The 24,793-nt window shown below is 40.0% G+C and carries 25 protein-coding genes and 1 tRNA gene; 8 read left to right on the forward strand and 18 right to left on the reverse strand.

Annotation, left to right across the window (positions count from 1 at the left end; genetic code table 11):
* Entirely contained in the window at positions 1 to 720 is a 720-nt protein-coding gene (locus AC58DT_RS00890; RefSeq protein ID WP_497214876.1) for a head GIN domain-containing protein, read from the forward strand.
* Positions 721 to 870: 150 nt separating this feature from the next.
* On the forward strand, positions 871 to 1,302 hold the full coding sequence (locus AC58DT_RS00895) for a hypothetical protein (RefSeq protein ID WP_497214877.1): 432 nt from the start codon (positions 871 to 873) through the stop codon (positions 1,300 to 1,302).
* 61 nt (positions 1,303 to 1,363) lie between these two features.
* Here AC58DT_RS00895 and trxB read toward each other — a convergent pair whose 3' ends face one another.
* A complete protein-coding gene (gene trxB, locus AC58DT_RS00900; protein WP_497214878.1) occupies positions 1,364 to 2,326 on the reverse strand; it encodes a thioredoxin-disulfide reductase in 963 nt (320 codons plus the stop codon).
* A gap of 204 nt (positions 2,327 to 2,530) precedes the next feature.
* Here trxB and AC58DT_RS00905 point away from each other — a divergent pair.
* The 6 genes from AC58DT_RS00905 to AC58DT_RS00930 all read left to right on the forward strand — a co-directional run bounded on the left by AC58DT_RS00905 (position 2,531) and on the right by AC58DT_RS00930 (position 8,412).
* Positions 2,531 to 2,604 (forward strand) — tRNA-Pro (locus tag AC58DT_RS00905).
* A gap of 146 nt (positions 2,605 to 2,750) precedes the next feature.
* A complete protein-coding gene (gene hemN / locus AC58DT_RS00910) occupies positions 2,751 to 4,115 on the forward strand; it encodes an oxygen-independent coproporphyrinogen III oxidase (RefSeq protein WP_497214879.1) in 1,365 nt (454 codons plus the stop codon).
* Between the two features lie 104 nt (positions 4,116 to 4,219).
* The gene (locus tag AC58DT_RS00915) at positions 4,220 to 5,503 is read left to right on the forward strand and encodes an alginate export family protein (protein WP_497214880.1); all 1,284 of its coding nucleotides are present in this window, start codon (positions 4,220 to 4,222) and stop codon (positions 5,501 to 5,503) included.
* 27 nt (positions 5,504 to 5,530) lie between these two features.
* Entirely contained in the window at positions 5,531 to 6,997 is a 1,467-nt protein-coding gene (nirK, locus tag AC58DT_RS00920; RefSeq protein WP_497214881.1) for a copper-containing nitrite reductase, read from the forward strand.
* A 90-nt stretch (positions 6,998 to 7,087) separates the two neighbouring features.
* Positions 7,088 to 7,780, forward strand: coding sequence for a formylglycine-generating enzyme family protein (locus AC58DT_RS00925; RefSeq protein ID WP_497214882.1), 693 nt, complete (start codon positions 7,088 to 7,090; stop codon positions 7,778 to 7,780).
* Positions 7,781 to 7,791: 11 nt separating this feature from the next.
* Positions 7,792 to 8,412, forward strand: a complete 621-nt coding sequence (locus AC58DT_RS00930; protein ID WP_497214884.1) for an SCO family protein — start codon at positions 7,792 to 7,794, stop codon at positions 8,410 to 8,412.
* 38 nt (positions 8,413 to 8,450) lie between these two features.
* On the opposite strand, the gene AC58DT_RS00935 is transcribed toward AC58DT_RS00930, so the two are convergent.
* The 17 genes from AC58DT_RS00935 to nadB form a co-directional block, all read right to left on the reverse strand.
* On the reverse strand, positions 8,451 to 8,588 hold the full coding sequence (locus AC58DT_RS00935; protein ID WP_497214885.1) for a hypothetical protein: 138 nt from the start codon (positions 8,586 to 8,588) through the stop codon (positions 8,451 to 8,453).
* A 12-nt stretch (positions 8,589 to 8,600) separates the two neighbouring features.
* Positions 8,601 to 9,338: a sulfite exporter TauE/SafE family protein gene (locus AC58DT_RS00940; RefSeq protein WP_497214886.1), complete on the reverse strand. Its 738-nt coding sequence runs from the start codon at positions 9,336 to 9,338 to the stop codon at positions 8,601 to 8,603.
* A 127-nt stretch (positions 9,339 to 9,465) separates the two neighbouring features.
* Positions 9,466 to 9,912: a FixH family protein gene (locus tag AC58DT_RS00945; RefSeq protein ID WP_497214887.1), complete on the reverse strand. Its 447-nt coding sequence runs from the start codon at positions 9,910 to 9,912 to the stop codon at positions 9,466 to 9,468.
* Between the two features lie 21 nt (positions 9,913 to 9,933).
* Positions 9,934 to 11,355: a cytochrome c oxidase accessory protein CcoG gene (gene ccoG, locus AC58DT_RS00950; protein WP_497214889.1), complete on the reverse strand. Its 1,422-nt coding sequence runs from the start codon at positions 11,353 to 11,355 to the stop codon at positions 9,934 to 9,936.
* Between the two features lie 34 nt (positions 11,356 to 11,389).
* Positions 11,390 to 12,373 (reverse strand): cbb3-type cytochrome c oxidase N-terminal domain-containing protein, encoded by a 984-nt coding sequence (locus AC58DT_RS00955; protein WP_497214890.1) that lies wholly within the window; start codon positions 12,371 to 12,373, stop codon positions 11,390 to 11,392.
* Positions 12,370 to 12,567: a CcoQ/FixQ family Cbb3-type cytochrome c oxidase assembly chaperone gene (locus AC58DT_RS00960; RefSeq protein ID WP_497214891.1), complete on the reverse strand. Its 198-nt coding sequence runs from the start codon at positions 12,565 to 12,567 to the stop codon at positions 12,370 to 12,372. The genes AC58DT_RS00955 and AC58DT_RS00960 overlap by 4 nt, the downstream gene beginning before the upstream one ends.
* A 2-nt stretch (positions 12,568 to 12,569) precedes the next feature.
* Positions 12,570 to 14,771: a cytochrome-c oxidase, cbb3-type subunit I gene (gene ccoN, locus AC58DT_RS00965; RefSeq protein WP_497214893.1), complete on the reverse strand. Its 2,202-nt coding sequence runs from the start codon at positions 14,769 to 14,771 to the stop codon at positions 12,570 to 12,572.
* Positions 14,772 to 14,784: 13 nt separating this feature from the next.
* Entirely contained in the window at positions 14,785 to 14,991 is a 207-nt protein-coding gene (ccoS, locus tag AC58DT_RS00970; protein ID WP_497214894.1) for a cbb3-type cytochrome oxidase assembly protein CcoS, read from the reverse strand.
* Between the two features lie 63 nt (positions 14,992 to 15,054).
* Positions 15,055 to 17,460 carry a heavy metal translocating P-type ATPase gene (locus AC58DT_RS00975; protein WP_497214895.1) on the reverse strand — a complete coding sequence of 802 codons (2,406 nt, stop codon included), beginning with the start codon at positions 17,458 to 17,460 and terminating at the stop codon, positions 15,055 to 15,057.
* A gap of 105 nt (positions 17,461 to 17,565) precedes the next feature.
* Entirely contained in the window at positions 17,566 to 18,777 is a 1,212-nt protein-coding gene (locus AC58DT_RS00980) for a hypothetical protein (RefSeq protein WP_497214896.1), read from the reverse strand.
* Between the two features lie 132 nt (positions 18,778 to 18,909).
* On the reverse strand, positions 18,910 to 19,635 hold the full coding sequence (gene ric / locus AC58DT_RS00985; protein ID WP_497214897.1) for an iron-sulfur cluster repair di-iron protein: 726 nt from the start codon (positions 19,633 to 19,635) through the stop codon (positions 18,910 to 18,912).
* Positions 19,636 to 19,746: 111 nt separating this feature from the next.
* Positions 19,747 to 20,214, reverse strand: coding sequence for a hemerythrin domain-containing protein (locus AC58DT_RS00990; protein WP_497214898.1), 468 nt, complete (start codon positions 20,212 to 20,214; stop codon positions 19,747 to 19,749).
* Positions 20,214 to 20,606: a group III truncated hemoglobin gene (locus AC58DT_RS00995; protein ID WP_497214899.1), complete on the reverse strand. Its 393-nt coding sequence runs from the start codon at positions 20,604 to 20,606 to the stop codon at positions 20,214 to 20,216. Before AC58DT_RS00995 ends, AC58DT_RS00990 begins: the two co-directional genes overlap by 1 nt.
* Positions 20,607 to 20,615: 9 nt before the next feature.
* On the reverse strand, positions 20,616 to 21,044 hold the full coding sequence (locus AC58DT_RS01000) for an RrF2 family transcriptional regulator (RefSeq protein WP_497214900.1): 429 nt from the start codon (positions 21,042 to 21,044) through the stop codon (positions 20,616 to 20,618).
* Between the two features lie 108 nt (positions 21,045 to 21,152).
* Positions 21,153 to 22,421, reverse strand: coding sequence for an acetyl-CoA hydrolase/transferase family protein (locus AC58DT_RS01005; RefSeq protein ID WP_497214901.1), 1,269 nt, complete (start codon positions 22,419 to 22,421; stop codon positions 21,153 to 21,155).
* 210 nt (positions 22,422 to 22,631) lie between these two features.
* The gene (locus tag AC58DT_RS01010; RefSeq protein ID WP_497214902.1) at positions 22,632 to 23,228 is read right to left on the reverse strand and encodes a thioredoxin family protein; all 597 of its coding nucleotides are present in this window, start codon (positions 23,226 to 23,228) and stop codon (positions 22,632 to 22,634) included.
* Positions 23,225 to 24,793, reverse strand: coding sequence for an L-aspartate oxidase (nadB, locus tag AC58DT_RS01015; RefSeq protein ID WP_497214903.1), 1,569 nt, complete (start codon positions 24,791 to 24,793; stop codon positions 23,225 to 23,227). The genes AC58DT_RS01010 and nadB overlap by 4 nt, the downstream gene beginning before the upstream one ends.

The raw sequence follows: 24,793 nt of genomic DNA on the forward strand, positions 1-24,793 counted from the left end.
ATGAAAACAACAAATTTTATAATCGCAATGGGGGCAGCACTTATTTTGAGCGCCTGTAACCTAAATATTACTACCGGGGAAAACGGCAACGGAAAGGTAGTTACCCAAGAACGGGAAGTGACTTCAGATTTTACGGAAGTACGCGGCAGTGCCGGGCTTGACGTTTACCTTACCCAAGGAGATGAAAACAAAATTGTAGTGGAAGCCGACGAAAATTTGCTTCAATATATTGAAACCGATATTGAAGGCGGAAAGCTCCACGTTACCACTTCTGAAAATATTGGGCGTTCCAAAGCCAAAAAGGTTTATGTTACCTTCAAGGAACTCAACACGGTGGAAGCCAGCAGCGGCGCCGACGTTACAGCGAATTCTGTAATAAAAAGCCAAAATTTGAACCTAAAAAGCAGCAGCGGCGCAGAACTGGAAGTAGAAGTTTTTGCCCAGGAACTAATAGCAAAATCCAGTAGCGGTGCCGATTTAAAAGTTTCCGGAAAAGCGTCGTCTCTCAATGCCGACGCCTCCAGCGGAAGTGAACTGGACGCAAAGGAACTCTTGGTGCTAAATTGCAATGCCGAAGCCTCCAGTGGGGCCGAAGTAACCGTAAACGTACAGGATAAATTGGAAACACACGTTAGTAGCGGTGGCGAAATAAATTATTATGGAAACCCTGTTTCCGTAAATTCAAATAAAAGTCATTCGGGCAGTGTGCATAAAATGTAAAGCTATCGACAATACTTCATTTTAAAAATGCCCCGAATTGCCAAAAAGGCCTAACAGTTTGCTAAAACTTTGTTAGGTCTTTTGTGATTTATAAAAATTTTAAGAGGTTTTCTCTACTAAAATTACAACTTTGGTAAAAACAAAAAAAATATGAAAAGATTATTTATAGTATTAGCAATCACAATATTTGCGGCTTGTAACTCAGATGATGACTCTGGCAATGTAAATACCAACGAATTTGAAAATATTAAAACCACTTTGCCACAAGGTGAATGGGAGGTTAGTAAATTAATAGATGGCCAATCAGACCATACAGTAGACTTTGAAAGTTTTGTTTTCATTTTTAATGAAGATGGAACGGTAGTAGCACAGAATGATCTCTTTACAGAAAATGGAACTTGGGCTTATGACAACTCTTCCAGTAGTAGTGAAGAACTGGTTTTACAATTTAGCCAGCAAACTCCTTTTGACCAAATCAATGACGATTGGGATATTGTATCTGTAACAAATTCAACCATCGAACTTTCAGATGTTAGTGGCGGAGATGGCGATATTGAATTATTGACGTTTACGAAATTATAAACGGACTATACAAAACAAAAAAGCCGCAATTTCAGCGGCTTTTTTAAATTTAAGCAGATTATTAGGCCGTTACTTCCGTTTCAATTGTAGCAAGATAACGTTCCGCATCAAGCGCAGCCATACAGCCAGTTCCAGCAGCAGTTACGGCTTGGCGGTATTCTTTGTCCTGCACATCGCCACTTGCAAAAACGCCGGGTTTGTTTGTTTTAGTAGATTTTCCTTTAGTTATCAAATAACCCGTATCGTCCATTTCAAGTTGCCCTTTGAAAATTTCAGTATTTGGCTTATGCCCAATCGCAATAAACAATCCAGTGATTTCTATTTCTTTCTTTTCACCTGTTGCGTTGTTTACCATTCTAAGGCCTTCCACTACTTGCTCACCCAAAACCTCATCTACTTCGGTGTTATAGAGCACTTCAAGATTTTTGGTGTTGTTAACGCGGTGCTGCATCGCTTTGGACGCCCGCATATAATTTTTTCGCACAAGCATGGTTACTTTGTTGCAGATGTTTGCAAGATAAGTGGCTTCCTCGGCAGCGGTATCACCTGCTCCTACGATTGCCACATCTTGTCCTTTATAGAAAAAGCCATCACAAACGGCACAGGCCGAAACACCCCCGCCACGCAATCTTTGTTCGCTTGGCAAGCCTAAATATTTGGCAGTAGCACCAGTGGAAATTATTACGGTTTCGGCTTCAATTTTCGTGGAGTTATCAACAGTAATTTTATGAATACCGCCTACTTCATCGCTAAACTCAACGGCTGTAACCATTCCAATTCTTACCTCCGTTCCAAAACGCTCTGCTTGTTGTTGCAATTGAACCATCATTGTTGGGCCGTCAATTCCTTCGGGGTAACCGGGAAAATTGTCAACTTCAGTTGTTGTCGTCAATTGTCCGCCAGGCTCCATTCCCGTGTACATTACAGGTTTTAAGTCGGCACGTGCGGCATAAATGGCCGCAGTATATCCCGCTGGACCTGAGCCAATGATAAGGCATTTTATTCTTTCAATTGTTTCACTCATGATGTAATTACTTCAATATTATTTTCCAATGGTAAAAATAACAACTTTAGAAAGAATGTGCCTCTAAAAGTTATTAAGATTTCTTTTCGTTTAATTTATCAATTAATTTAAGTAACAACAATAATAAAATTCTATTTGTCCAACTTTATAATTTGGTTATTTTTGCCGTTCAATTTCGGAATTATAAATTCTGATATTCAAAATCGGGATGTGGCGCAGTCTGGTAGCGTATACGTCTGGGGGGCGTAGGGTCGCAGGTTCAAATCCTGTCATCCCGACATTTTAAAGAGAGCACTGAAATCTTCGGTGCTTTTTTTTTAGGCTAAACAAAACCGAAATATTTAGGTTCTTTATTTATTTCAAGTGATAAATGTCATTTTATAGAAACCAAACCAAAGGTAATTTTGCGCCAAAGAATAAAGTGATGCAAAACAGTTTAGTATCAAAATACAACGTTCCCGGCCCGCGCTATACAAGTTACCCCACAGTTCCATATTGGAAAAACGACGATTTTTCCTTGAGCGAATGGAAAAAAGGAGTAATCAAAAGTTTTTCTGAAAGCAATAGAGAAGAAGGCATAAGCCTTTATATTCATCTTCCTTTCTGCGAAAGCCTTTGCACTTTTTGTGGCTGCAACAAACGCATAACCAAAAACCACAATGTAGAAACGCCGTATTTAGAATCTGTTTTAAAGGAATGGCGACTTTATCTTGAACTTTTCCCCACAAGGCCCATCATTAAAGAATTGCACCTAGGCGGTGGCACACCTACCTTTTTTTCTGCCGAAAATTTAAAATTGCTCATTAAAGGAATTTTTAAGGATGCTACTATGGCCGAAAATCCTTCTTTCAGTTTTGAAGGCCATCCCAACAATACTAAGGGCGATCATCTACAAACACTGTACGATTGTGGTTTTACCCGGGTAAGTTATGGGGTGCAGGACTACAATCCCACCGTTCAAGTAGCCATTCATAGACTTCAGCCATTTGTTAATGTGAAAAACGTAACCGATACTGCGCGCGAAATTGGCTACACTTCCGTAGGCCACGACATTATTTTCGGGCTTCCCTTTCAGAAAAAGGAACACGTTATTTATTCCATAGAAAAAACCAAGGAATTGATGCCAGACCGCATTGCCTTTTATAGCTACGCCCACGTGCCGTGGATAAAAGGCAATGGCCAGCGCGGCTTTAAAAAGGAAGATTTGCCCAGTGCTTCCGAAAAGCGCGAAATGTACGAAACCGGCAAAAAAATGCTGGAAGAGGCTGGTTATATTGAAATCGGGATGGACCACTTTGCCCTTAAAACCGATAGCCTCTACCAAGCCGTGGAAAGCAAAAAACTGCACCGCAATTTTATGGGCTATACCGATAGCAAGACCCAACTCATGCTGGGGCTTGGCGTCTCTGCCATTGGTGACAGTTGGTACAGTTTTGGTCAAAATGTGAAAAACGTAGAGGAATATCAGGAATTGGTGGAACAAAATATTATTCCTGTATATCGCGGACATATCCTGAATGCTGAGGATTTAATTATCCGCGAACACATTCTCAATATGATGTGCAAGCTGGAAACTTCTTGGGAAGAAAAGGCAATGCAATTTGAGGAACTGCCCGAAGCACTTTCCAAACTCAAGGAAATGGAAGACGACGGCCTGGTAAAAATAGGTTCCAATCAACTTCAGATTACCGAAAAAGGAAGGCCTTACGTGCGAAACATCTGCATGGCGTTTGATGTGCTCCTGCAACGAAGCCAGCCCGAAACACAGTTGTTTTCAATGACGGTTTAGTCAATTTTACAAAAGATTGAGTTTTTTTTCATTTTGTGACTTACGTCATATTTTACCGCAAACACAATCCTGACCTTTGTATCAGAAATCAAAAAAAACATTTTATGAAGGTTTCAAAAAGTGTGTTTCTCTTCCTACTGATACTTAGTTTCACCAAGGGATTTTCACAGTTTACCATTGACGCCGAATTGCGTCCCCGCTTTGAATACAGGCACGGTTACAAAACCCTCTTTCCAGATAATGCAGACCCCGCGACCTTCGTTTCGCAGCGCACGCGATTGAACTTCGGTTACAAAACCGAAAAGCTTCATTTCTATTTAAGTCCCCAGGACGTGAGGGTTTGGGGCGATGTGCCACAGCTGAACGTTGCAGACGAAAATGGATTTTCATTGCACCAAGCCTGGGCAGATGTCTTGTTGATTTCAGAGCTTTCCCTAAAAATTGGCCGCCAGGAAATTATATACGATGACCAGCGTTTCTTCGGAAATGTGGGCTGGGCACAGCAAGGCAGAAGCCACGATGCCGCTATTTTAAAATATGAACCCAGCTTTTTGAAGTTTCATTTTGGCGCGGCATACAATCAGGATGGGGAGGCCTTGACTGGAAATATCCTTACCACAAATACCTATAAAAGTCTTCAATATCTATGGTTTCACAAGGAGTGGGAGCAACTTTCGGCGAGCTTCCTATTTGTGAACAATGGCTTGCAATATATAGACGAAATAGACGAATCAAAAAACGATACGCGCTATAGCCAAACGGCGGGACTTCATTTAAAGGCTAATTTGAGTAAATTCAATTTTGCCTCAAATCTTTACTATCAATTCGGGAAGGACGTGGCAAATAATGATTTGAGCGCTTACCTCCTTTCACTTGAAGCAAATTATTCCGCATTGGAAAGTTTAAAAATTGGCTTAGGCGGTGAATTGCAGAGCGGAAATGATTACGGCGCCCCTTCCGATGGAGAAAACAAAGCTTTTAACCCATTGTATGGCACTAATCATAAATTTAATGGGTTTATGGATTACTTCTATGTAGGCAACCACATCAACAATGTTGGCTTGCTGGACTTATATGGAAATGTGAAATATGCTTTCAATAAACAGTCTAACGTTCAATTGGCGCTTCATCAGTTTTTCGCTGCCGCGGAAATAGATGACAATACGTCAAAAGATTTGGGCTTTGAATTAGATTTGGTAACTTCGCACAAATTGAGCCAATTCGTGGGTATCCAAGCTGGGTATTCACACTTTTTTGCGGCAGAAGGTATAGAAATCGTAAAAAATAATTTTGACAAGAATACAAATAATTGGGGTTGGGTAATGGTGACCATAGACCCTGTACTATTCACTTGGCAAAAACCAGAAACTGATAATAATAACCAATAAAACAACCACATTTTAAAAACCGAACCTATGAAATTAGTTATCAAACAAAAATTAATTACCAATATGCTTCTGGGCCTTGGCGCGGTGGCATTTCTTTCGGGCTGCGTGAACGACCAGTCAGACAAAAAATATAACGACACGGTGGAAATTCCCGTAAATCAGGAAATGATAGCGGAGCTAACTTCGCCACCAAACGTGCCAACGCCAATAGGAAAGCGTATGGCAAAAAAACTGATCGTTGATTTGGAAATTCAAGAACGCGAAGGCGAAATGACCAACGGAGTAAAATATGTTTATTGGACTTTTGGCGGAACCGTTCCGGGAAGTTTTATCCGTACCCGCGTTGGCGACGAAGTAGAATTTCACCTAAAAAACCACCCAGACAACAAACTTCCACACAACATTGATCTTCACGCTGTGAATGGTCCTGGTGGTGGGGCAGAATCTTCGTTTGTGGCTCCAGGGCACGAAAAAGTGTTTTCATTTAAAGTTCTTAATCCAGGCCTTTATGTATATCACTGTGCCACTGCACCGGTAGGGATGCACATTGCCAATGGAATGTACGGACTTATTTTGGTAGAACCAGAAGGTGGTTTGCCTCCAGTAGATAAAGAATACTACATTATGCAAGGTGACTTCTATACCGAAGGTAAATATGGAGATCGAGGCTTACAAGCGTTTGATATGCAGAAAGCCATTGATGAAAATGCCGATTACGTAGTATTTAATGGAAGCGTAGGCGCAATGACCGGAGACAATGCAATAACCGCGGAAGTTGGCGAAACAGTACGTCTCTTTGTAGGTAATGGGGGTCCCAACCTGGTTTCATCATTTCACGTTATTGGAGAAATATTTGACAAAGTTTATGTGGAAGGTGGCGATTTAGTGAATGATAATGTACAAACAACTTTAATTCCTGCGGGAGGGGCTGCAATTGTGGAGTTTCGAGTAGATGTTCCAGGAACGTTTATACTTGTTGATCACTCTATTTTCAGAGCTTTCAATAAGGGCGCCCTTGCGATGCTTAAAGTAGAAGGCGAAGAAGACAAGCGAATTTATTCTGGTGAAATCCGTGATGGTATTTATCTACCAGAAGGTGGCGCAATTCAATCTATGCCAAACGGGTCTAAAAAGGAACCAAAAGAAGAAATGAAAGCCTTAAGCCTTGAAGAGCGCATGACATTCGGTAAAGATAAATATATTGCTACTTGTTCAGCCTGTCACCAAGCAAATGGCCAGGGAATTGAAGGTGCTTTTCCTCCTTTGGCAAAATCTGATTACTTAAATGCTGATGTGGACAGAGCTATTGATATTGTATTACACGGTAAGACCGGTGAAATAACCGTGAACGGCAAAAAATACAATAGTGTAATGACAGCCCAAGCGCTTAGCGATGAAGAAGTAGCAAACGTACTTACATATGTCTATAACAGTTGGGGCAACTCTAAAAAAGAAGTTACCCCAGCAATGGTACAAGCCGTTAGAAATAAATAATAAAAATTGTTGAAATTGAAATTTTATAGCCCTGCCCTTTTCTTAGTCTTTTCATTATTATTTTGCGAGGTCGCAGCCCAAAATGATAATATGGCTTTAGTAAAGGGCGGGGTTTATCTTCCTCTTTATGGCGCCGAGGACCAAACTGTAAAGATTGATCCTTTTCTAATGGATGTATATCCCGTAAGCAATGCCGAATATTTAAAATTTGTGGAAGAATACCCACAATGGAAAAAAAGCAATGTCAAAACTTTATTTGCGGACAAAAGTTATTTAACAAACTGGAAGGATGATAAGACCTACCAAGGGCTTCCAAATGCTCCCGCAACAAATGTTTCCTGGTTTGCAGCGAAAAAATATTGTGAATGTCAAGGCAAACGGTTACCTACAATGGACGAATGGGAGTTTGCTGCTATGGCCAATGAAAAAGTGCAGGATGCACGAAGAATAGAAACCTACAACCAGTTTATCCTAAACTGGTACGAAACCCCAAAAACCTTTAAAAACCCTATAGGCGAAACCTTCAAAAATTATTGGGGAATCTACGATCTTCACGGTTTGGTGTGGGAATGGACTTTAGATTTTAATTCGGTATTAATATCGGGAGAATCCCGAAAAGACGTTGACAAAGATTCCAACCTCTTCTGTGGAAGTGCGGCAATAGGAGCTTCAGATTTAATGAATTATGCCGCTTTTATGCGCTACGCCTTTCGGGGAAGTATGAAAGCGCGCTATTCTTCCCAAAACTTAGGCTTTCGTTGTGCGAAGGATATTGAAAACTAAAAAATAGCAAGATGAAATATTTAAGATATATCGCAATTATAATTGCATTGGTGGGTTTATTTTCATGCAATAACAATTCAGAAAAAGATGCTGAAGCCATTACAGCTTCTAAAGTAAAAAAGGCAGAGAATGAAGCTATTCCGGAAATGTCCATCTATAACCTTCCCTCCCATTGGACCAACCAAAATGGCGAAGAAATTGAACTGAAAGAGCTGCAAGGAAAGGTAGTAGTTATGGTTATGATCTATACAACCTGCAAAGCTGCTTGCCCACGTTTGGTGGCAGATATGCGCAATATTGAAAAACAAGTGCCCGAAGAAAAGAAGGATGATGTACAATATGTTTTTGTGAGCATTGATCCAGAAACCGATACTCCTGAAAGACTAAAAGCTTTCAGTAAAGAAAATGAAATGGAGGATGAAAAATGGCTCTTTCTAAGAGGTACTGAAGCAGACACCCGCGAATTTGCAGCTGTGTTGGCAGTTAATTACAAAGAAATTTCACCGATGGATTTTTCACATTCAAACATTATAAGTGTTTTTGACCACCAAGGCGAAATGGTACACCAACAAGAGGGTTTGGGTGTTGACAATAAAGAAACGGTACAGACCATCATTGATTTAGCGAGATAATCAGATCTTTATTAAAAAAGTTGAGCAGAAGGGTTTGATTACTCTTCTCCTTTCTTTTTTCCTTTCATCACAAAGTTTATTACCATCACGCTTAGCACAACACATACAACTGCGAAAACGATTATTATTGCGGTACCTACGCCCCAATTTGCCAAGGGAAGAATTGTATTTATCATAATTTGAATATTTTAATGGTTATAGATTGTTTTGTTTTCTGAAATCACAGTATGACAGTTGTAATTGGCATCTACATTTTCCGTCATTGGTTTTGGTGATATATATGGAATGCCAAGCCCCAAACCACGAACTATAAAAAGGCAACCTATAATTACTACAAATACAGGAATTGCACGACGGATGCGCTGGCGTACCTGTCCGTTTAAAAAATTTCCAAGATAAATGGCCGAAGTCATCAATGGAATGGTTCCCAAGCCAAAGATTGCCATATACAAACTACCCTGAAGTGCATTGCCGGAAGCAATGGCTCCAAAAACCGCCATATAGACCAGACCGCAAGGCAAAAAACCATTTAAAAAACCAATGGTCAAAAAAGTATCTGGCGTTTTCTTTTTGAGTTCCTTTCCGAGTGCCGATTTCACTTTGGAAATAATTCTATAAATAGGTTTTGAGAAATTGTATTTATTGAATTTCTTCTGTGGAATGAAAATAACCGCAAGCATCAAAACACCTATCAAAATGGAGAGTTGCTGCTGAAAGCCGAAAAGGTTCAAACTTTTACCCACCAAACCAAAAATCAACCCAATAATACTGTAAGCGATTATTCTTCCGAAATGATAAAGTGAAATCTGTCCAACTTTCTTCAGATTATTGCTTCTGTCAACGGGCAATAAAAAAGCAATAGGCCCGCACATTCCCACGCAGTGGAAACTTCCCAATAATCCGAATATGAGGGCGGTATATAGCATTTCTTTGTTTCTGGTTTCTGCGTTAAGCGTTACGCGTTAAGGGTTAAGGGTTAAGGGTTAAGGGTTAATTTAATACATTTTCAAAATTTGAATGAAACCTAAACTTTTAAACTTCTCAACTCATCCACTAATAAACTATTTCATTTTTATATAAATAATCCTTTCCATCATAACTCCATTGTACAATTGTGTTCCATCGTCCGGCTACCAATCGCTCATCGGGGATCAAAAGTCTGTTGGACGAAAGCTGTAAAGGTTCTTGAAAATCAAGTTTTTTATTGGAGGGCCTATATAGAAAAACGGTGCCCGTAATCTTGGAATAGTCCAGATTTTCGGGAAAGGTTAGCATCCAACCAGCTTCGGTTTTTTCACCTATAATATTTACCGCTAAAGAATTTGAGTTTGTTCTGTCATCAATTTCCTTTTGATAGACCAATTCCTTCTTATAATACTCTTCGGTAACCAAATCGTAATCATACTTTTTATCGGTGCTTATTTTTATTACGAAAAACAAAATGAAGCCTATAAAAAGTACCATCCCAATCACCAATCCTGTTCCCCAATTTATTTTCATAGCTTATTTCTTTAGTATTGATTAATTATAACTTCTAGGCCCCAGAAAGGTAACGCTGGTGGTTTCTATCAAATTCTCTTCACTATACACCTCAATTACTGCCCGGTTCTTGTCACCGCTTAAAGCAGCATTGTTTATTTCGATAAAAAGTGTTCCCTCGACTAGGCCTTGTGCGGGAACTACAATTTCGCCGTGCTTGACGGTACGTATTGTTCCTTTTGGCGATTTCAACTTAAAGTGAATATTTTCAATATTTTTTGTTGTTTTGTTAAGCAGTTTATAAGTAAAAACATTACTGATAATGTTGTTCTCCTTGTGCTCATAAAGTTGCCCTGGAAGTCTTAAAATATTAGCCTCCACATCACTTCTTAAAAACAGCATTCCGGTAAGCACTCCAATTAGAATAACCAAAACTGCCGTATAACCTTTTAAGCGTGGTGTAAATTTGAAAGGTGCCTTTTTTTCAATATTTTCTTCACTTGCATAGCGGATCAATCCTTTTGGAAGGTTTACCGCTTCCATGATACTATCACAAGCGTCAATACATGCCGTACAGTTTACGCACTCCAGTTGTGTACCATTCCGAATATCAATACCCGTAGGGCACACGTGCACGCATTGAAAGCAATCTATACAATCTCCCTTTCCGGAAGCTTCGCGATCTTCATTCTTTTTAAATTTTGCGCGGCCTACTTCCTTTTCCCCGCGCTTATGGTCATAAGCTACGACAATGGATTTGTTGTCCAGCAACACGCCCTGTAATCTTCCATAAGGACAGGCTATAATACAGACTTGTTCCCGGAACCAAGCAAAGATAAAATAGAATACTCCTGTGAATATGAGTAATGAAATTAAGGTGCTTATGTGCGCCAGAGGGCCTTCAAGTACGTACTGTATAAGACGGTCACTTCCTATTAAATATGCAAGAAATATGTTTGCAATCAAAAATGAAATGACAAAGAAAATAAACCACTTTAATACTCTCTTCTTTATCTTATCAGCATTCCAAGCTTGTTTGTCCAAACGAATTTGTGCGCCCCTATCGCCATCAATCCAATATTCAATTCTTCGGAAAACCATTTCCATGAAAATGGTCTGGGGACAGATCCATCCGCAGAAAATTCTTCCAAAGGCGGCCGTAAAGAAAATAATGAATACCACCATAATGATCATCATAATCACGAAGAGATAAAAATCCTGCGGCCAGAATGGAAATCCAAAAATATTGAAACGGCGCTCCAAAACGTTGAAGAGCAGAAATTGGTTCCCGTTAATCTTCACAAACGGTGCTACGAACAGAAACGCAAGCAAGATATAGCTTACATATTTTCTGTATTGATACAGTTTTCCGGAAGGCTTTTTTGGGTAAACCCATGCTCTCTTGCCTTCTTCATCGATGGTGCCTATACTATCGCGGAAACGTTCGTTTTCGGGGGTATCCAAAATTTAATTTTTAATGGTTCCTATATATATAAAGTTACTTTCCATCTGCCTGTAAATCATCAATAACCGGATCGTTGGTCATTTCAATTTTAATGGTAGTAGAGTCTATAACTTTTACATCTACGTTATCAACGGGGGCATTTTCATCTACCCAAATGTCTCCTTCAGGCTCCTTGGCATCCACCGGATTGGTGCCGTGAAGCGTCATAACATAACTTGCCACTTGGGCCGTTTCGCTTGGTTTAAGGTCGGTCTTCCAAGCAATCATCCCTTTTCCGGCACGACCACCTTCGCTTATGGTATGGAAAATATTCTTTATACCACCTCCTAAAATCCAATAGTCATCGGTAAGGTTTGGACCTATACCTCCTCCTCCAGTATCCTTATGACAAGCTACACAATTGGCGATATATATACTTTTTCCTGCCTCAATATCGCCCGCATCGGTAAGTAATTCTACGGTATTGGCATCAATAAGGTCTTTGTTGTTCTTTTTATATTCATCCACTTCAGCCTTTGCCTGTGCTATTTCTATTTCATATTCCTCGGTTTGGTTTGTACCGTCAAAAATATGATAGCGCACTAAATATACAACCGCAAAGATGATTGTTGCATAGAACATATAGACCCACCACGGCGGTAAGTTGTTATCCAACTCTCGAATGCCGTCGTAATTATGATCCAGAACTATTTCCTGTTCTTTAGCCACTGGTTTGGCGTCTAACATTTCCTTGTATTTCTTCTTAAACCATCCAAAACGGTTCTCTTCGCGGGCTTTTTCGGTAATTAAATAGCGTTCTTTGGCTTCATCGTTTAAGCCATCAAATAAAATGCGTTGAAGAGCAGCTACTACAATTTCCAGCGCAATCGCGAACAAAAACAACATTCCTAAAACAGCCCAGATGATGGGGTATTTTACGATGGCCCATTGGTCACCGGAATCAATGATAAATTCCAAGAGAAAAAAGGCGAGTATGATAAAGCCGATTACTCTTAAATATGATGCTGTGGTTTTCATAGTTGTTCTTCGTTTTGGTTGTTAGTATCTAGATCCAAGGGTATATTGCTTACTTCGTTAATATGTTCTTTTTTAGCGGTGATTACCCAATAAAAAAGTACTACAAAAAAGATGAAGAATATCAATAATGAAATCATTGGATATATTTGAACATTATCTATGTTCTCGAGATTTCCTTTTACAAATTTCAACATAACTATTCGCTTTTTGCTGAAGCATTTTCAGCGTTATCTACTTTAATATCTGTTCCCAATCGTTGCAGGTAAGCTATAATTGCCACAATTTCACGGTCCTTCATTTCTACGAAATCTTCACCGTTTTCCTCAGCGTACTTTTTGCTAGCTTCATAAGTGGCAACAAAATCTGGATCGCTGTAAAGGTTCTTCTCAATTTGGGTGCCTTGCTCGTCCATCCATTGTTGAGCGCGTGCTATTTCCTCTTCAGAATAAGGTACTCCTAAGGTAACCATAGTCTTCATTTTATTTTCTGTATTAGATTTATCCAATTCTGAATTTATCAACCATTTGTAGGAAGGCATAATAGATCCCGAAGAAGTGCTCTGAGGGTCATACATATGGTTCAAGTGCCAGTTATCGGAATACTTTCCGCCTACACGGTGTAGATCCGGTCCGGTACGTTTACTTCCCCAGAGGAAAGGATGGTCATACACATATTCTCCAGATTTGGAATATTCGCCATAACGCTCTACTTCACTTCTGAAAGGTCTAACCATTTGTGAATGGCAACCCACGCATCCCTCACGGATATATATATCACGTCCTTCCAGTTCTAAAGGAGTATACGGCTTCACGCTAGTAATTTTCGGAACATAGTCATCCACCATCAAGGAAGGTATGATTTGTACCATTCCACCAATCAAAATGGCGATTGTAGCGTAAATGGTCAATTTAACAGGACGGCGTTCAAGCCAAGTATGCCAGCCTTCACCTGCTGTCTGTCTTTTGGTTACAGGTACAAGTGGTGCAGCTTCGGCCAGTTCATCAGTAACCTTACTACCTCTTCTTGCAGTTATTACTACATTATAAAGCAAAATGAAAGCCCCGGTAATATAGAGCGTACCTCCAATGGCTCGCATCCAGTACATTGGTATAATCTGGGTAACGGTCTCAAGGAAGTTACCGTATGTTAAAGTACCATCGGGATTGAATTGGTTCCACATAGAAGCTTGCATAAAACCTGCTACATACATAGGAAGGGCATACATGATGATACCTAGTGTTCCAATCCAGAAATGTGCGTTCGCCAATTTAATGGAATACAATTTCGTTTTGAAAAGTCGGGGCACTAACCAGTAAATCATACCAAAGGTCAAGAATCCGTTCCAGGCAAGAGCACCAACGTGAACGTGCGCAATAATCCAATCGCTAAAGTGTGCAATGGCATTTACGTTTTTAAGGGAAAGCATAGGCCCCTCAAAAGTTGCCATACCGTAACCGGTAATAGCAACAACCATAAACTTCAATACTGGGTCAACCCTTACTTTATCCCAAGCGCCGCGTAGGGTCAAGAGTCCATTTATCATACCTCCCCAAGATGGAGCAATTAGCATTACCGAGAATGCTACCCCCAAATTTTGAGCCCATTCTGGAAGAGCAGAGTATAACAAGTGGTGAGGTCCAGCCCAGATATAAATAAAGATTAATGACCAAAAGTGTACAATGGAAAGTCGGTAAGAATATACTGGTCTGTTGGCCGCTTTCGGCACAAAATAATACATTAAACCAAGGAAAGGCGTAGTAAGGAAAAACGCTACCGCATTATGCCCGTACCACCACTGTACCAGTGCATCCTGAACGCCTGAGTACATTGAATAACTTTTCAATGCTCCTACGGGAATGGCCATACTATTAACAATATGCAGTACCGCCACAGTTACCCAAGTTCCCAGATAAAACCAAAGCGCAACATACAAATGGCGCTGGCGTCTTTTCACCATTGTCATTATCAGGTTTATACCAAACGCCACCCAGATTACCGCAATGGCAATATCAAATGGCCACTCCAATTCTGCATATTCCTTTGAAGTGGTGTACCCCAACGGCAGTGTAATGGCGGCACCAACAATAATGGCTTGCCAACCCCAAAAATTCAGGTTGCTAAGAAAGTCACTCCACATACGCGCTTTCAACAAACGCTGGGTAGAATAATATACCCCAGCAAAAATAGCGTTGCCCACAAATGCAAAAATAACCGCGTTTGTGTGCAAAGGCCGTAAACGCCCGAAACTGAGCCACGATATCCCGTCGGTTAGGTTTGGGAACAAAAACATAAAGGCCAGCAATAAGCCCACGCTCATACCAATGAGGCCCCAAAAAATGGTCGCATTGATGAATTTTTTGACAATCTGGTTGTCGTAGTAAAACTGTTCTGTTTGCATAGTGTTAATAGAGTTATTTTTCTGGATTGGTTTTAATTTCTTTTGAAGTATTCTTTTTATTTGAAGGACCTTCTTTTACCAGTTCATCATCAAAAAGCATACGCACGGAAGGAGTATAGGTATCATCATACTGGCCCTTTTTTACTGAAAAGATAAACAGCACAAAAAATATGAGCGCTACAAAAACACTGATTGCCAATAGCATATAGATTATGGTCATACCTGATAATTAGTATTCAAAATTATTATTGCAAAGGTCCTTAAAATATGACATTTGTCAATTTTACTTATTTATATCCGTTCTTAATTTCTTTCCCACAAATTGGGTTGCAACTGTGGTGAAAACAACAATGCTTATTGAGCTTAAAGGCATTAATATTGCCGCAACTACCGGTTTTAAATGTCCTGTAACAGCAAATGCCAAACCTATTAAATTGTAAAATAGCGAAAATAAAAACGCCCATTTTATGATTTTCACACCTTTAATGGAAAGATTTAAAAAATCGCCAATTCTGTGAAACTGTGAAGCATCCAAAATACCATCACAGGCTGGTGAAAAAACGTTTGTATTTTCTGAAATCACAAAACCTACATTGCTCTGTTTTAGCGCTCCTGCATCGTTCAGACCGTCTCCAATCATAAGCACCTGCTTTCCTTTTTGCTGAAGGGTTTTTATAAAATTCAACTTGTCGTCCGGTTTTTGGTTGAAATATAGTTTCGTGCCTTTGGGCAGTAATTCTTCAAGCCGTTCACGCTCGCCTTCGTTGTCGCCCGAAAGGACAACCACATCTTTATTGGCACCCAATTGTTCAAAAATTTCGGCAACACCTTTTCTGTACTCACTGTTAAAAATGTAACAGCCTTTGTAAACTTGATTTGCACTGATGTGTACCGTGGTTCTATTTTTTACTTCGAAAGTCAATTCATCAGAATACCCCACAAATTCATAGGATCCCACTTTTATGGAATTGTTTTTAGCAGTTGCGGAAATCCCCTTCCCTACTTCTTCTTCAAATTCATCCAAGGTTTGGATATTATTTTTGTCGAGCATATTGTAAAGCGAGCGACTCAAAGGATGGCTCGATGCCCGAAGTGTACTCGTGAGCAATTGCTTTTCTTCCTCTGAAAGCGCAATGCCTTCATAGCTAATCATATTTTTTTGGTTGGTAGTGAGGGTTCCCGTTTTGTCAAATACAACGGTGTCCAGCTTCGCCATTTGTTCGATTACTGAGGCTTCCTTCAAATAGAGTTTTTCCCTTCCGAAAATGCGCAGCACATTGCCCAAAGTAAATGGCGCGGCAAGTGCAATGGCGCACGGACAGGCCACAATTAAAACCGAGGTGAACACATTAAAGGCTTTGGAAGGATCGACCACAAGCCAAAAAATGGTAGAAATAAATGCTATGGTAAGCAGAACGACCGTAAATCGTTTGCTGATACTGTCCGTAATCGATTCAAAAAGGCCGGTTTTATCCTTGCTGAAAACGTCGTTGCTCCACAGTTGGGTAAGGTAGCTTTGGGCTACGGGTTTAAGAACTTCCACTTCCAAAATACCGGCTTGTTGCTTTCCGCCCGCAAAAAGTTTGTCGCCGCTTTGTTTTGTAATAGGTTCTGCTTCACCAGTTACAAAACTGTAGTCAATAAGCGCATTCCCTTTAATTAATATGGCATCCACTGGTAATATTTCATTGTTGCGAATAAGCAAGCGGTCGCCTTTTTTTACGGTGTAAACCTCAGCTTGTTCTTCTACGGTATTTCCATCAGCATTTTTGAAAAGTCGTGTAACGGCAATCGGGAAGTATGATTTGTAATCGCGTTCAAAGGAAAGATAGCTATAGGTTTTCTGCTGAAAAAATTTCCCCAATAATAAAAAGAAAACCAAGCCAGAGAGACTGTCAAAAAAGCCTGTGCCCAAGTCGAATACTATGTCTATCGTGCTTCGTATAAAAAGAACCGCAATTCCCAAAGCTATGGGGACGTCTATATTTAAGATTTTGGAACGAAGCCCCTTGTATGCCGAAGTAAAATACGCACTCCCTGAGTAAAAAACCACCGGTAGTGAAAACGCAAACATCAACCAACGGAAAAACGGCTTAAACTGGTCCAGCCAGAATTCGGAAGGCTCAAAATATTCAGGAAATGAGAGGAACATAATATTTCCAAAGGCAAATCCCGCAATGCCCAGTTTGTAGATCAGGCTTCGGTTGATATATTTTTCTTTTTTTTCGGAATCCTCCAGCGAAATATAGGGTTCGTAACCTATTCGGCTTAAAAGAATCACTAAATTTTTAAGCGAATTCTCTTCAGCAGAAAAAGTAATCCGTACCGTTTTTTCGGGAAAGTTAACTTGTGAGGATGTAACGGTAGGATTTAGTTTATTCAGATTTTCCAATATCCAAATGCAACTGCTGCAATGTATCGACGGAATTAAAAATGAAACAATCTGGGTAGTGCCATCGTTAAATTCCAGTAACTTTTCAACAATGGCCTCATTGTCGAGAAAATCGTATTTACCGGCGATTTCCTTTGGGGAAATGCCCGGGGTTTTTTCAAGATCGTAATAGTAACTTAAATCGTTGTCGTGTAGAATATCAAAAACCGTCTTACAGCCGTGACAGCAGAAGGATTTTTCCTCATGTTTAATTTCAACGTCCAAACACGCATCACCACAATGGAAACAGTTTGCCATCAATTAAAAAATTGCTCGTTATACCTGTTGCAAAGGTTGAAAGAGATTTGGTTTCGCCAAATGACAATTATCAGCTTTTACCTTAATTATCGCAGGTTTTTCACTTCAAGCAGAAAGATATAAACTTTTAATGTTTCTGAAAAATAAAATTCCCACCGCAATGGGGAACGCGCAGCTTAAAATGGTAAGCAACCAATAGTATTCCGCAACGAATGGCAAACCTAGCCAAAGTGCGCAGGCTTTATAAAAAATGAGCACTTCCGTGCTTAGGAATGCAAACATATAGAGCCAAAAAAAGCTTTTGGGCAACAGTATTAATTTAAAATATTTCATAAAAGCGAGCATTGCGGTAATTACGATTCCCAAAAAAACCATATGTAGATACCCAATTACAAAATCCTTCAACCGAAAAGCTAAGTCGGCCAGATAGGGAAAAGCCGAGAAAAGCTGCATAAACAGTTTTAGAACAAATAGAATACCGGCAAATTTCAAAAGAAACAAACAGCTTGGGCCAAATTCATTTTTTAGGAACTGAAAATTTATTTTTAACATTGAATAGAGTTCCGAAAATGCCAATAGCTGCGCCACGGCTCCAGCCAATCCTAAAACATAAATTACCGTGGGCGGGACAAACCAAAGGAACGATAGAAAGACAGTGAACAGGACGCCAAAATTCAAGAGAAGAAAAAACGATTTGAGTTTTTCAGGATTAAACTTGATTCCCTTTTCTTCAAAAACGTAAAACAAAATACCGAGCAAAGCGATAATGAACCAACCATTATACTGAAAATGGAGATAGAAATAAATGGAGGATTTATACCAAATGGACTCCGGCCCCAGAGTCGCCATCACCCCACCGATCGCCCAGGGACCAATACTGGAAATAACCAAATACCATAGGGCGGTTTTTATAAGCTTCCAAGAAAAGCGTTGCTTAAAATGCGCCGGAATATGCTTCATCGCAAACCAGGCAAACCAGTACGAAGCAAATAGAAACAGCGTAGAAAAAATAATGGAATACAAGGCATAACCCTGAATGGGAAAGGTTATGAGCATCCCTACAATGCAAAGATTCGTAAATATATAAATGCGTTTATAATGTTTTGTCTTTTCTGCTTTTGAAAGAAATACTTTATAAATTAAGGTTGTCAACCCCAAATAAATCCAACCGAGCAGAGCCGTATGCGAATGCGCATGTAGAATATATTTATAATTGAGCGAGATGGGCGTTACGAAAAAAAAACGAAGTTGAACTCCCATCAGCGCCACGAGCAGAAAATAGAAAAGCCCAATGGCTATGTGTTTTCGTAAATCCATCAAGGTTCAAAATTAAAAAAACAGTCCGGATTTTTGGCAGCAAACATTCAAAGTTGCCAATTTTCCGAACTGTCCTAAAAACCAATCAAATAAAAATCAAGATTTGGGGCTGGGGATAATCTTAAACGAAGGTTAATCTTTCTTTAATTTCTTTTCCAAGTTCAAGGCTTTTGGGAAAAGAATATTATTTTCCAAATGAACATGCTGATGCAAATCCTGCTCAAATTCATCAAGTTTGGCATAAAAAGCACGGTAGGTATTGCAAGCACCCTGTGGTGGTGTGAAGTTATTGCTCAACTTTGCAATTTGACGCAATATTTCGCCAGCCTCCTCGTGTTCAGCTTCCATCATTTTTATGGGATTCTCAACAGTTCCAAAATGAATTGCGGGAATTTCCTCTCCATCGCGTTCAGCTTTTACCAATTTTTTTATGAAAGGAAAAAGTATCAACTCTTCCTTTTTCATATGCGAAGCCAACTCCTGCACCACTTGTTTTACCAAAGCCTCAATCTGTCCGAGCTCTGTGTAATGATGTCCATGTACATGGTTTACTCGCTGCGCATATTGAAGTAGCATAGGGCTATTTTCTTCTACATAGGTATGGTGTACGTTAATTATGTGGTCTGTTAGAAAATCCAGTTTCCAACTGTTATAATCTTTTGCTCTATCCTGCACTGTGTCTAGACTCAATAGTTCTGCCATCAAAATAGCGGGATCTATCTTAGCTTTTTCACAGGCTCTCTTAATGCTAACTCCACCCCCACAGCAAAAATCAATGCCGTGCTTTTTGAAAATGTGGGCTGCTTTTATGTTTTCCGTAACCACATCGGCTACTGTTTTTTCTTGAAGTGTTGTCATGGTAAATATCTTTTTATGAATAATATGGGGCAAATTTCAGCATAAATTCACACCCAAAATATGACCTAAATCATAAAAGGATATTTTTATCTTAAAATAGACTTAATAAGGTTAATTTTCCCAGAATGGATCAGAATATTCAGGTGGTGTTACATTTTCAGAATGGATTTCTGAAATTTTTTGGAGTTGACTTTCGGTGGCTACTTTTTGGATTTCATTAAAAAGAATACGCTCCTCAAAACGGATATGCGCATCGAGCTCTTCCTCCAACTGGCTTAGGGATTTTTCAGGATTTTCGTTTTCCTTAAAAAGGCGCTCTATTCGCCTGTGTTCTTTTAAGGCACGGACAATTAACTCATTGTCTTCATTCAAAACCGTAAAAACATGCTTTTCCTCGGCTTCAAAATGAGGCTTTATTTCTTCCTCAAAAAACCAAGCGGCATATTTTTGAAGTCTTTCGGGAGCAATATTTTTGCTGAAACCCTTGCGCAATTTCCAACTGAAAAGTAGCCCAAAATGATGCTGCCGGCTTAAGGGCTGTAAGGCAGTGTGTCTTTTAATCGGTTTTTTCTTTTCCATTATTGAACGTATTTAGAGCCTGAGTTTTCACGCATATAATTTATTTTAAACTGAAACATCTCGGCCATTTTAGATGAGCGCCATTTTGCTTCCTCGGCCACTTCACCCGTAAAATTTTCATCGATGGTTTCAAAGAATAATTGTAACCATCGGTCAAAGTGCTCTTTATCAATGGGCATTTTTGCATGGGGCGGGAAAGGGCTGCCGTAATAAGTATGCTCACTCAAAAGAACGGTTTGCCAAAAGGTATACATTTTTTCAAGATGCTCGGGCCAGCGGTCTTGGATTATATTGTTGAAAATATCCTTCAATAGGATATCTTCCCGTATTTTTCCATAAAAGGAATCTACCAAATGCTTTACATCATTCAATTTCATTATATCCGTCGTCATACTTCTGTCTTAAACTTTTAAAAATGTTTGGCCTTCTTCCAAATTACTGGCAAGATCCATCACCAACGTATTCTCGCACATTTGTCTTAAACCGTTGCGTACGTCCATAAATTGATCGTGTACGGGACAGGGATGCTCCGAGGAGCACTCGCGTAAGCCGAGACTACAACCGTTAAATATTTGATCGCCATCTATTTCAGAAACAATATCGGCCAATCGCAGGGTCGAATTCTTTTCTAAATAAAACCCACCGTTGGGCCCTTTTTTGGATAAGATTATACCCGCACGTGCAAGTTGTTGGCAAACCTTGGCAGTAAATGGTTCCGGTGAGTCCACTGCTTTGGATATTTCTGAGATATTTGGTCGCAAATCTTTTTGAGATTGTTTTGCTATAAATAGAACGGCCCGAATACCATATTCACAAGCTTTTGAAAACATATAGATTTATTTTCTTCAAAAGTAAGTAATAACAATATTATTCAAGGATAAATCTATCTTAAAAAACAGCACTCTTTCATCCACCCTAAAAACAGCAAAATTATATCTTTAGCTGTGAAAACGCATTCGCGCCTCACGTTCCAACGCTTCCCGATGATCGGGATGTGCAATTGAAATAAGCGCTTTGGCTCGTTGCTCAATCCCTTTTCCGAAAAGATTCACTACTCCATATTCGGTTACCACATAATGAACGTGAGCCCTGGTGGTAGTAACGCTGGCACCTTCCTTTAAAAAGGGGGTGATTTTGGAAATGCCTTTATTGGTGATTGATGGCATCGCAATAATAGGCTTCCCTCCTTCCGAAAGCGAAGCACCACGAATAAAATCCATCTGCCCTCCAACTCCAGAATACTGGTACATTCCAATACTATCTGCACAAACCTGTCCGGTCAAATCAATTTCAATGGCACTGTTAATTGCAGTTACTTTTGGGTTACGGCGAATTATTGCCGTATCGTTTGTATATCCAGCTTCCTTAAAATGAACTATTGGGTTATCATCAATAAAATCGTATAATTTTTTGGTACCCATGGCGAAACAGGTTACTATTTTACCCGTTTTTATTTCTTTGTCCTCGCCCGTGATTATTCCCTTTTCAACCAAAGGAAGTATGCCATCGCTGAACATTTCGGTGTGGATTCCCAATCGTTTATGGTTGCCCAGGTTGTGGAGCACCGCATTTGGAATATTGCCGATGCCCATTTGAAGGGTGGCGCCATCTTCCACCAACTCAGCCACATTTCTACCGATGGTCGCTTCAATTTGGGAAGGTTCCCCTAAAATGGAAGCATAAATGGGCGTATCTATTTCTACTCCAAAATCAATACTATTTATATGAATAATTCCGTCGCCGTGGGTTCTTGGTACATTTGGGTTGATAAGGGCAACCACATGTTTTGCAGTCTGAATTGCGGGCAAGGTGACATCAACCGAAACACCCAAAGAGCAGTACCCGTGCTTGTCTGGCGTAGAAACTTGGATAAAAGCCACATCTAATGGAAGGATATTTCTTCTGAAAAGCCAATGGATTTCACTTAGAAATACTGGAATATAATCGCCGTGAATGGTGTTCACGCCTTTCCGAACGTTATCGCCTACAAAACAGCTTGAAAGCTTAAAAGCGTCAGTGTATGGAGCCTGGGTATATTTGGCTTCGCCGTGGGTATGTATTTGTATTATTTCAACATTGTTCAATTCTAGATAGCGCTCGCATAAAGTGTCTATCAACAAATTTGGAGTCATCGCAGCTCCCTGAAAAAATACACGATTATCAGATTTTACTATGGATACGGCCTCTTGTGCGGAAACGATTTGCATAATTTTAATTTTTGTCAAAGGTTGGGAATCTAAACTGTTCCTGAAATGACTTTGGTCAGATTTTTTGGAAATTGAACTTTTGAGCCACGACGGTTGAAATTACGACTATTGGAAGCACAACGGTTAGAAACCCGAGTAATAGTAATTATTCTTTTTGTCGTGGGTCTTGTAGCGAAGCGGTCGTGGGTCAAATCGTCGTCTTGATTCCTTTTACGCTTTTACACTCAGGGTTTCCAAAATATCATTAATTATTGAAATTCCCTTATCATTATTATACCAAAGCTGTAGCATTTCCTTAAAGGCGTCGTCTATTTTTCCGTGATGTTCCTTGTAATCGGTAACCAATTTTGTCGCGGCCTTAGAGCGCGGACCAAAAGTATTTATTACGTTGAAGTCCGAATCGAGAATAATAACCACAGGTATGGATTGGGAGCCATTGGTAAGAAATTTATCCATCAACTCCGGATTTTCATCGCGAAGCACAATCTTCAAATCGATGTTTTCTAAAAGTTGTGCAATTTTATTCAAAAACGGAAGCGTTTGCGCGGCATCACCACACCATGGTTCGCTGATTACGAGCCAAGTTTGTTTTTCTGAAATATTCTTGAAAACCTCAATTGCTTCTTCAGAAATTTCAGCGGTTTTGTCCAAACGCTTTGTTCGACTAAAATTCAGTTTTGTATAATCAATTTTTTCTTGGGTTTCTTCGCCAGTAGTTCGGCCTTCCGCCACCAGTTTTTTAAAAAGCAAGTTGTATTGTGTATAATCCATTGCTTTGTTTACCGAGCTTTCTATCAAATTTTTCATCTTATTTCTTTTACTTTTATATAATCTTCATTAAAATATCCACCACGGTTTTCCTTTCGTTTCAGGGATTGCTGGATGATCAAATGCGCCACATTTACCATATTCCGAAGCTCTGAAAGTACCGTGTTTAGTTTGTGTTTCTGATAAAGCGCTTCCGTTTCAAAATACAATTTTTCAAGTTGAAGGGATGCCTTTCTTAAATCTTCACTTTCTCGCACCACCCCGGCAAATCTTCGCATTAATTCTTGTAATTCTAAGGTTTTTTGCTGAAGTGTTTCAGAATCCTTCAATAAAACCGTCCCAGCATCATTCCATTCCGGAATGGCTTTGGTCGTCTGTGAGGGCTGATGTTTACAGAGATATTTAAAAATACGGTCTGCATAGACCAAAGCTTCCAACAACGAATTGGATGCCAGCCGGTTGGCGCCGTGCAAACCGGTGTACGAACATTCGCCACAGGCAAAAAGATTTTTCACCGAAGTCTTTCCATCCATATCCACAACCACCCCGCCGCACAAATAATGCGATGCGGGAACCACGGGAATCCAATCTTTCGCAATTTTTATATTCTTCTGCAAACAAGTTTCATATATGTTTGGAAAATGTTTTTTGAAATCTTCGATATTCAAATGTGTACAATCTAAGAAAACACAGTCATCGCCCGATTTTTTTATTTCAGAATCTATGGCACGCGAAACAATATCACGGGAAGCCAATTCGCCCCGTTCATCATAATTCAACATAAACCGTTCGCCATTTTTATTCCGAAGAAACGCTCCAAAACCACGAACTGCCTCAGAAATTAAAAACGAAGCGCCATTATTCCCGTCGTAAAGCGCGGTGGGATGAAACTGGATAAACTCCATGTTTTTGATCCTCGCCTTTGCCCGATATGCCATGGCAATACCATCGCCCGTTGCTACTTTGGGATTGGTGGTATGGCCGTAAACCTGCCCCATTCCGCCCGAAGCGAGTGTGGTGCAGTCTGCTTTTATGGTAAAAATATTCCCCGAAATTTGGTCCAAAACATAAGCCCCGTAACACGAAAGATTTTCAGTTTTATTTTCTGAAAAATGATGCTCCGTAATCAAGTCTATTGCGAAATGATGCGGCAGCAACATAAGATTCGAAAGTTGATTGGTACGTTCCAAAAGCGCACGCTCAATCTCGTTGCCCGTTGTGTCTTTATGATGGATTACCCTAAATTCTGAATGGCCTCCTTCCCTACCTAAATTGAGTTCGCCATTGGCATCGGTATCAAATTTGGCGCCCCATGCCATCAGTTCGCGCAATCTTTTTGGGCCTTCTTTTATGACCATTTCCACAACCGCTCTGTCGCATAGTCCGTCACCCGCAATCAGCGTATCCTCAATGTGTTTTTGAAAGGAATCTTCCTTTAAATCAAAAACCGCCGCCACGCCGCCCTGCGCATATTTGGTGTTCGATTCCGACTGGTGCGCCTTGGTCACCACCGTGATTTTTTTCTTTGGAAATTCCGCAGCAAGTTTCACTGCAAGCGTCAAACCCGCAGCGCCCGAACCGATAATCAAAAAATTGGTTTCCAT

The sequence above is a fragment of the Aequorivita sp. CRS11 genome, from assembly GCF_059693805.1.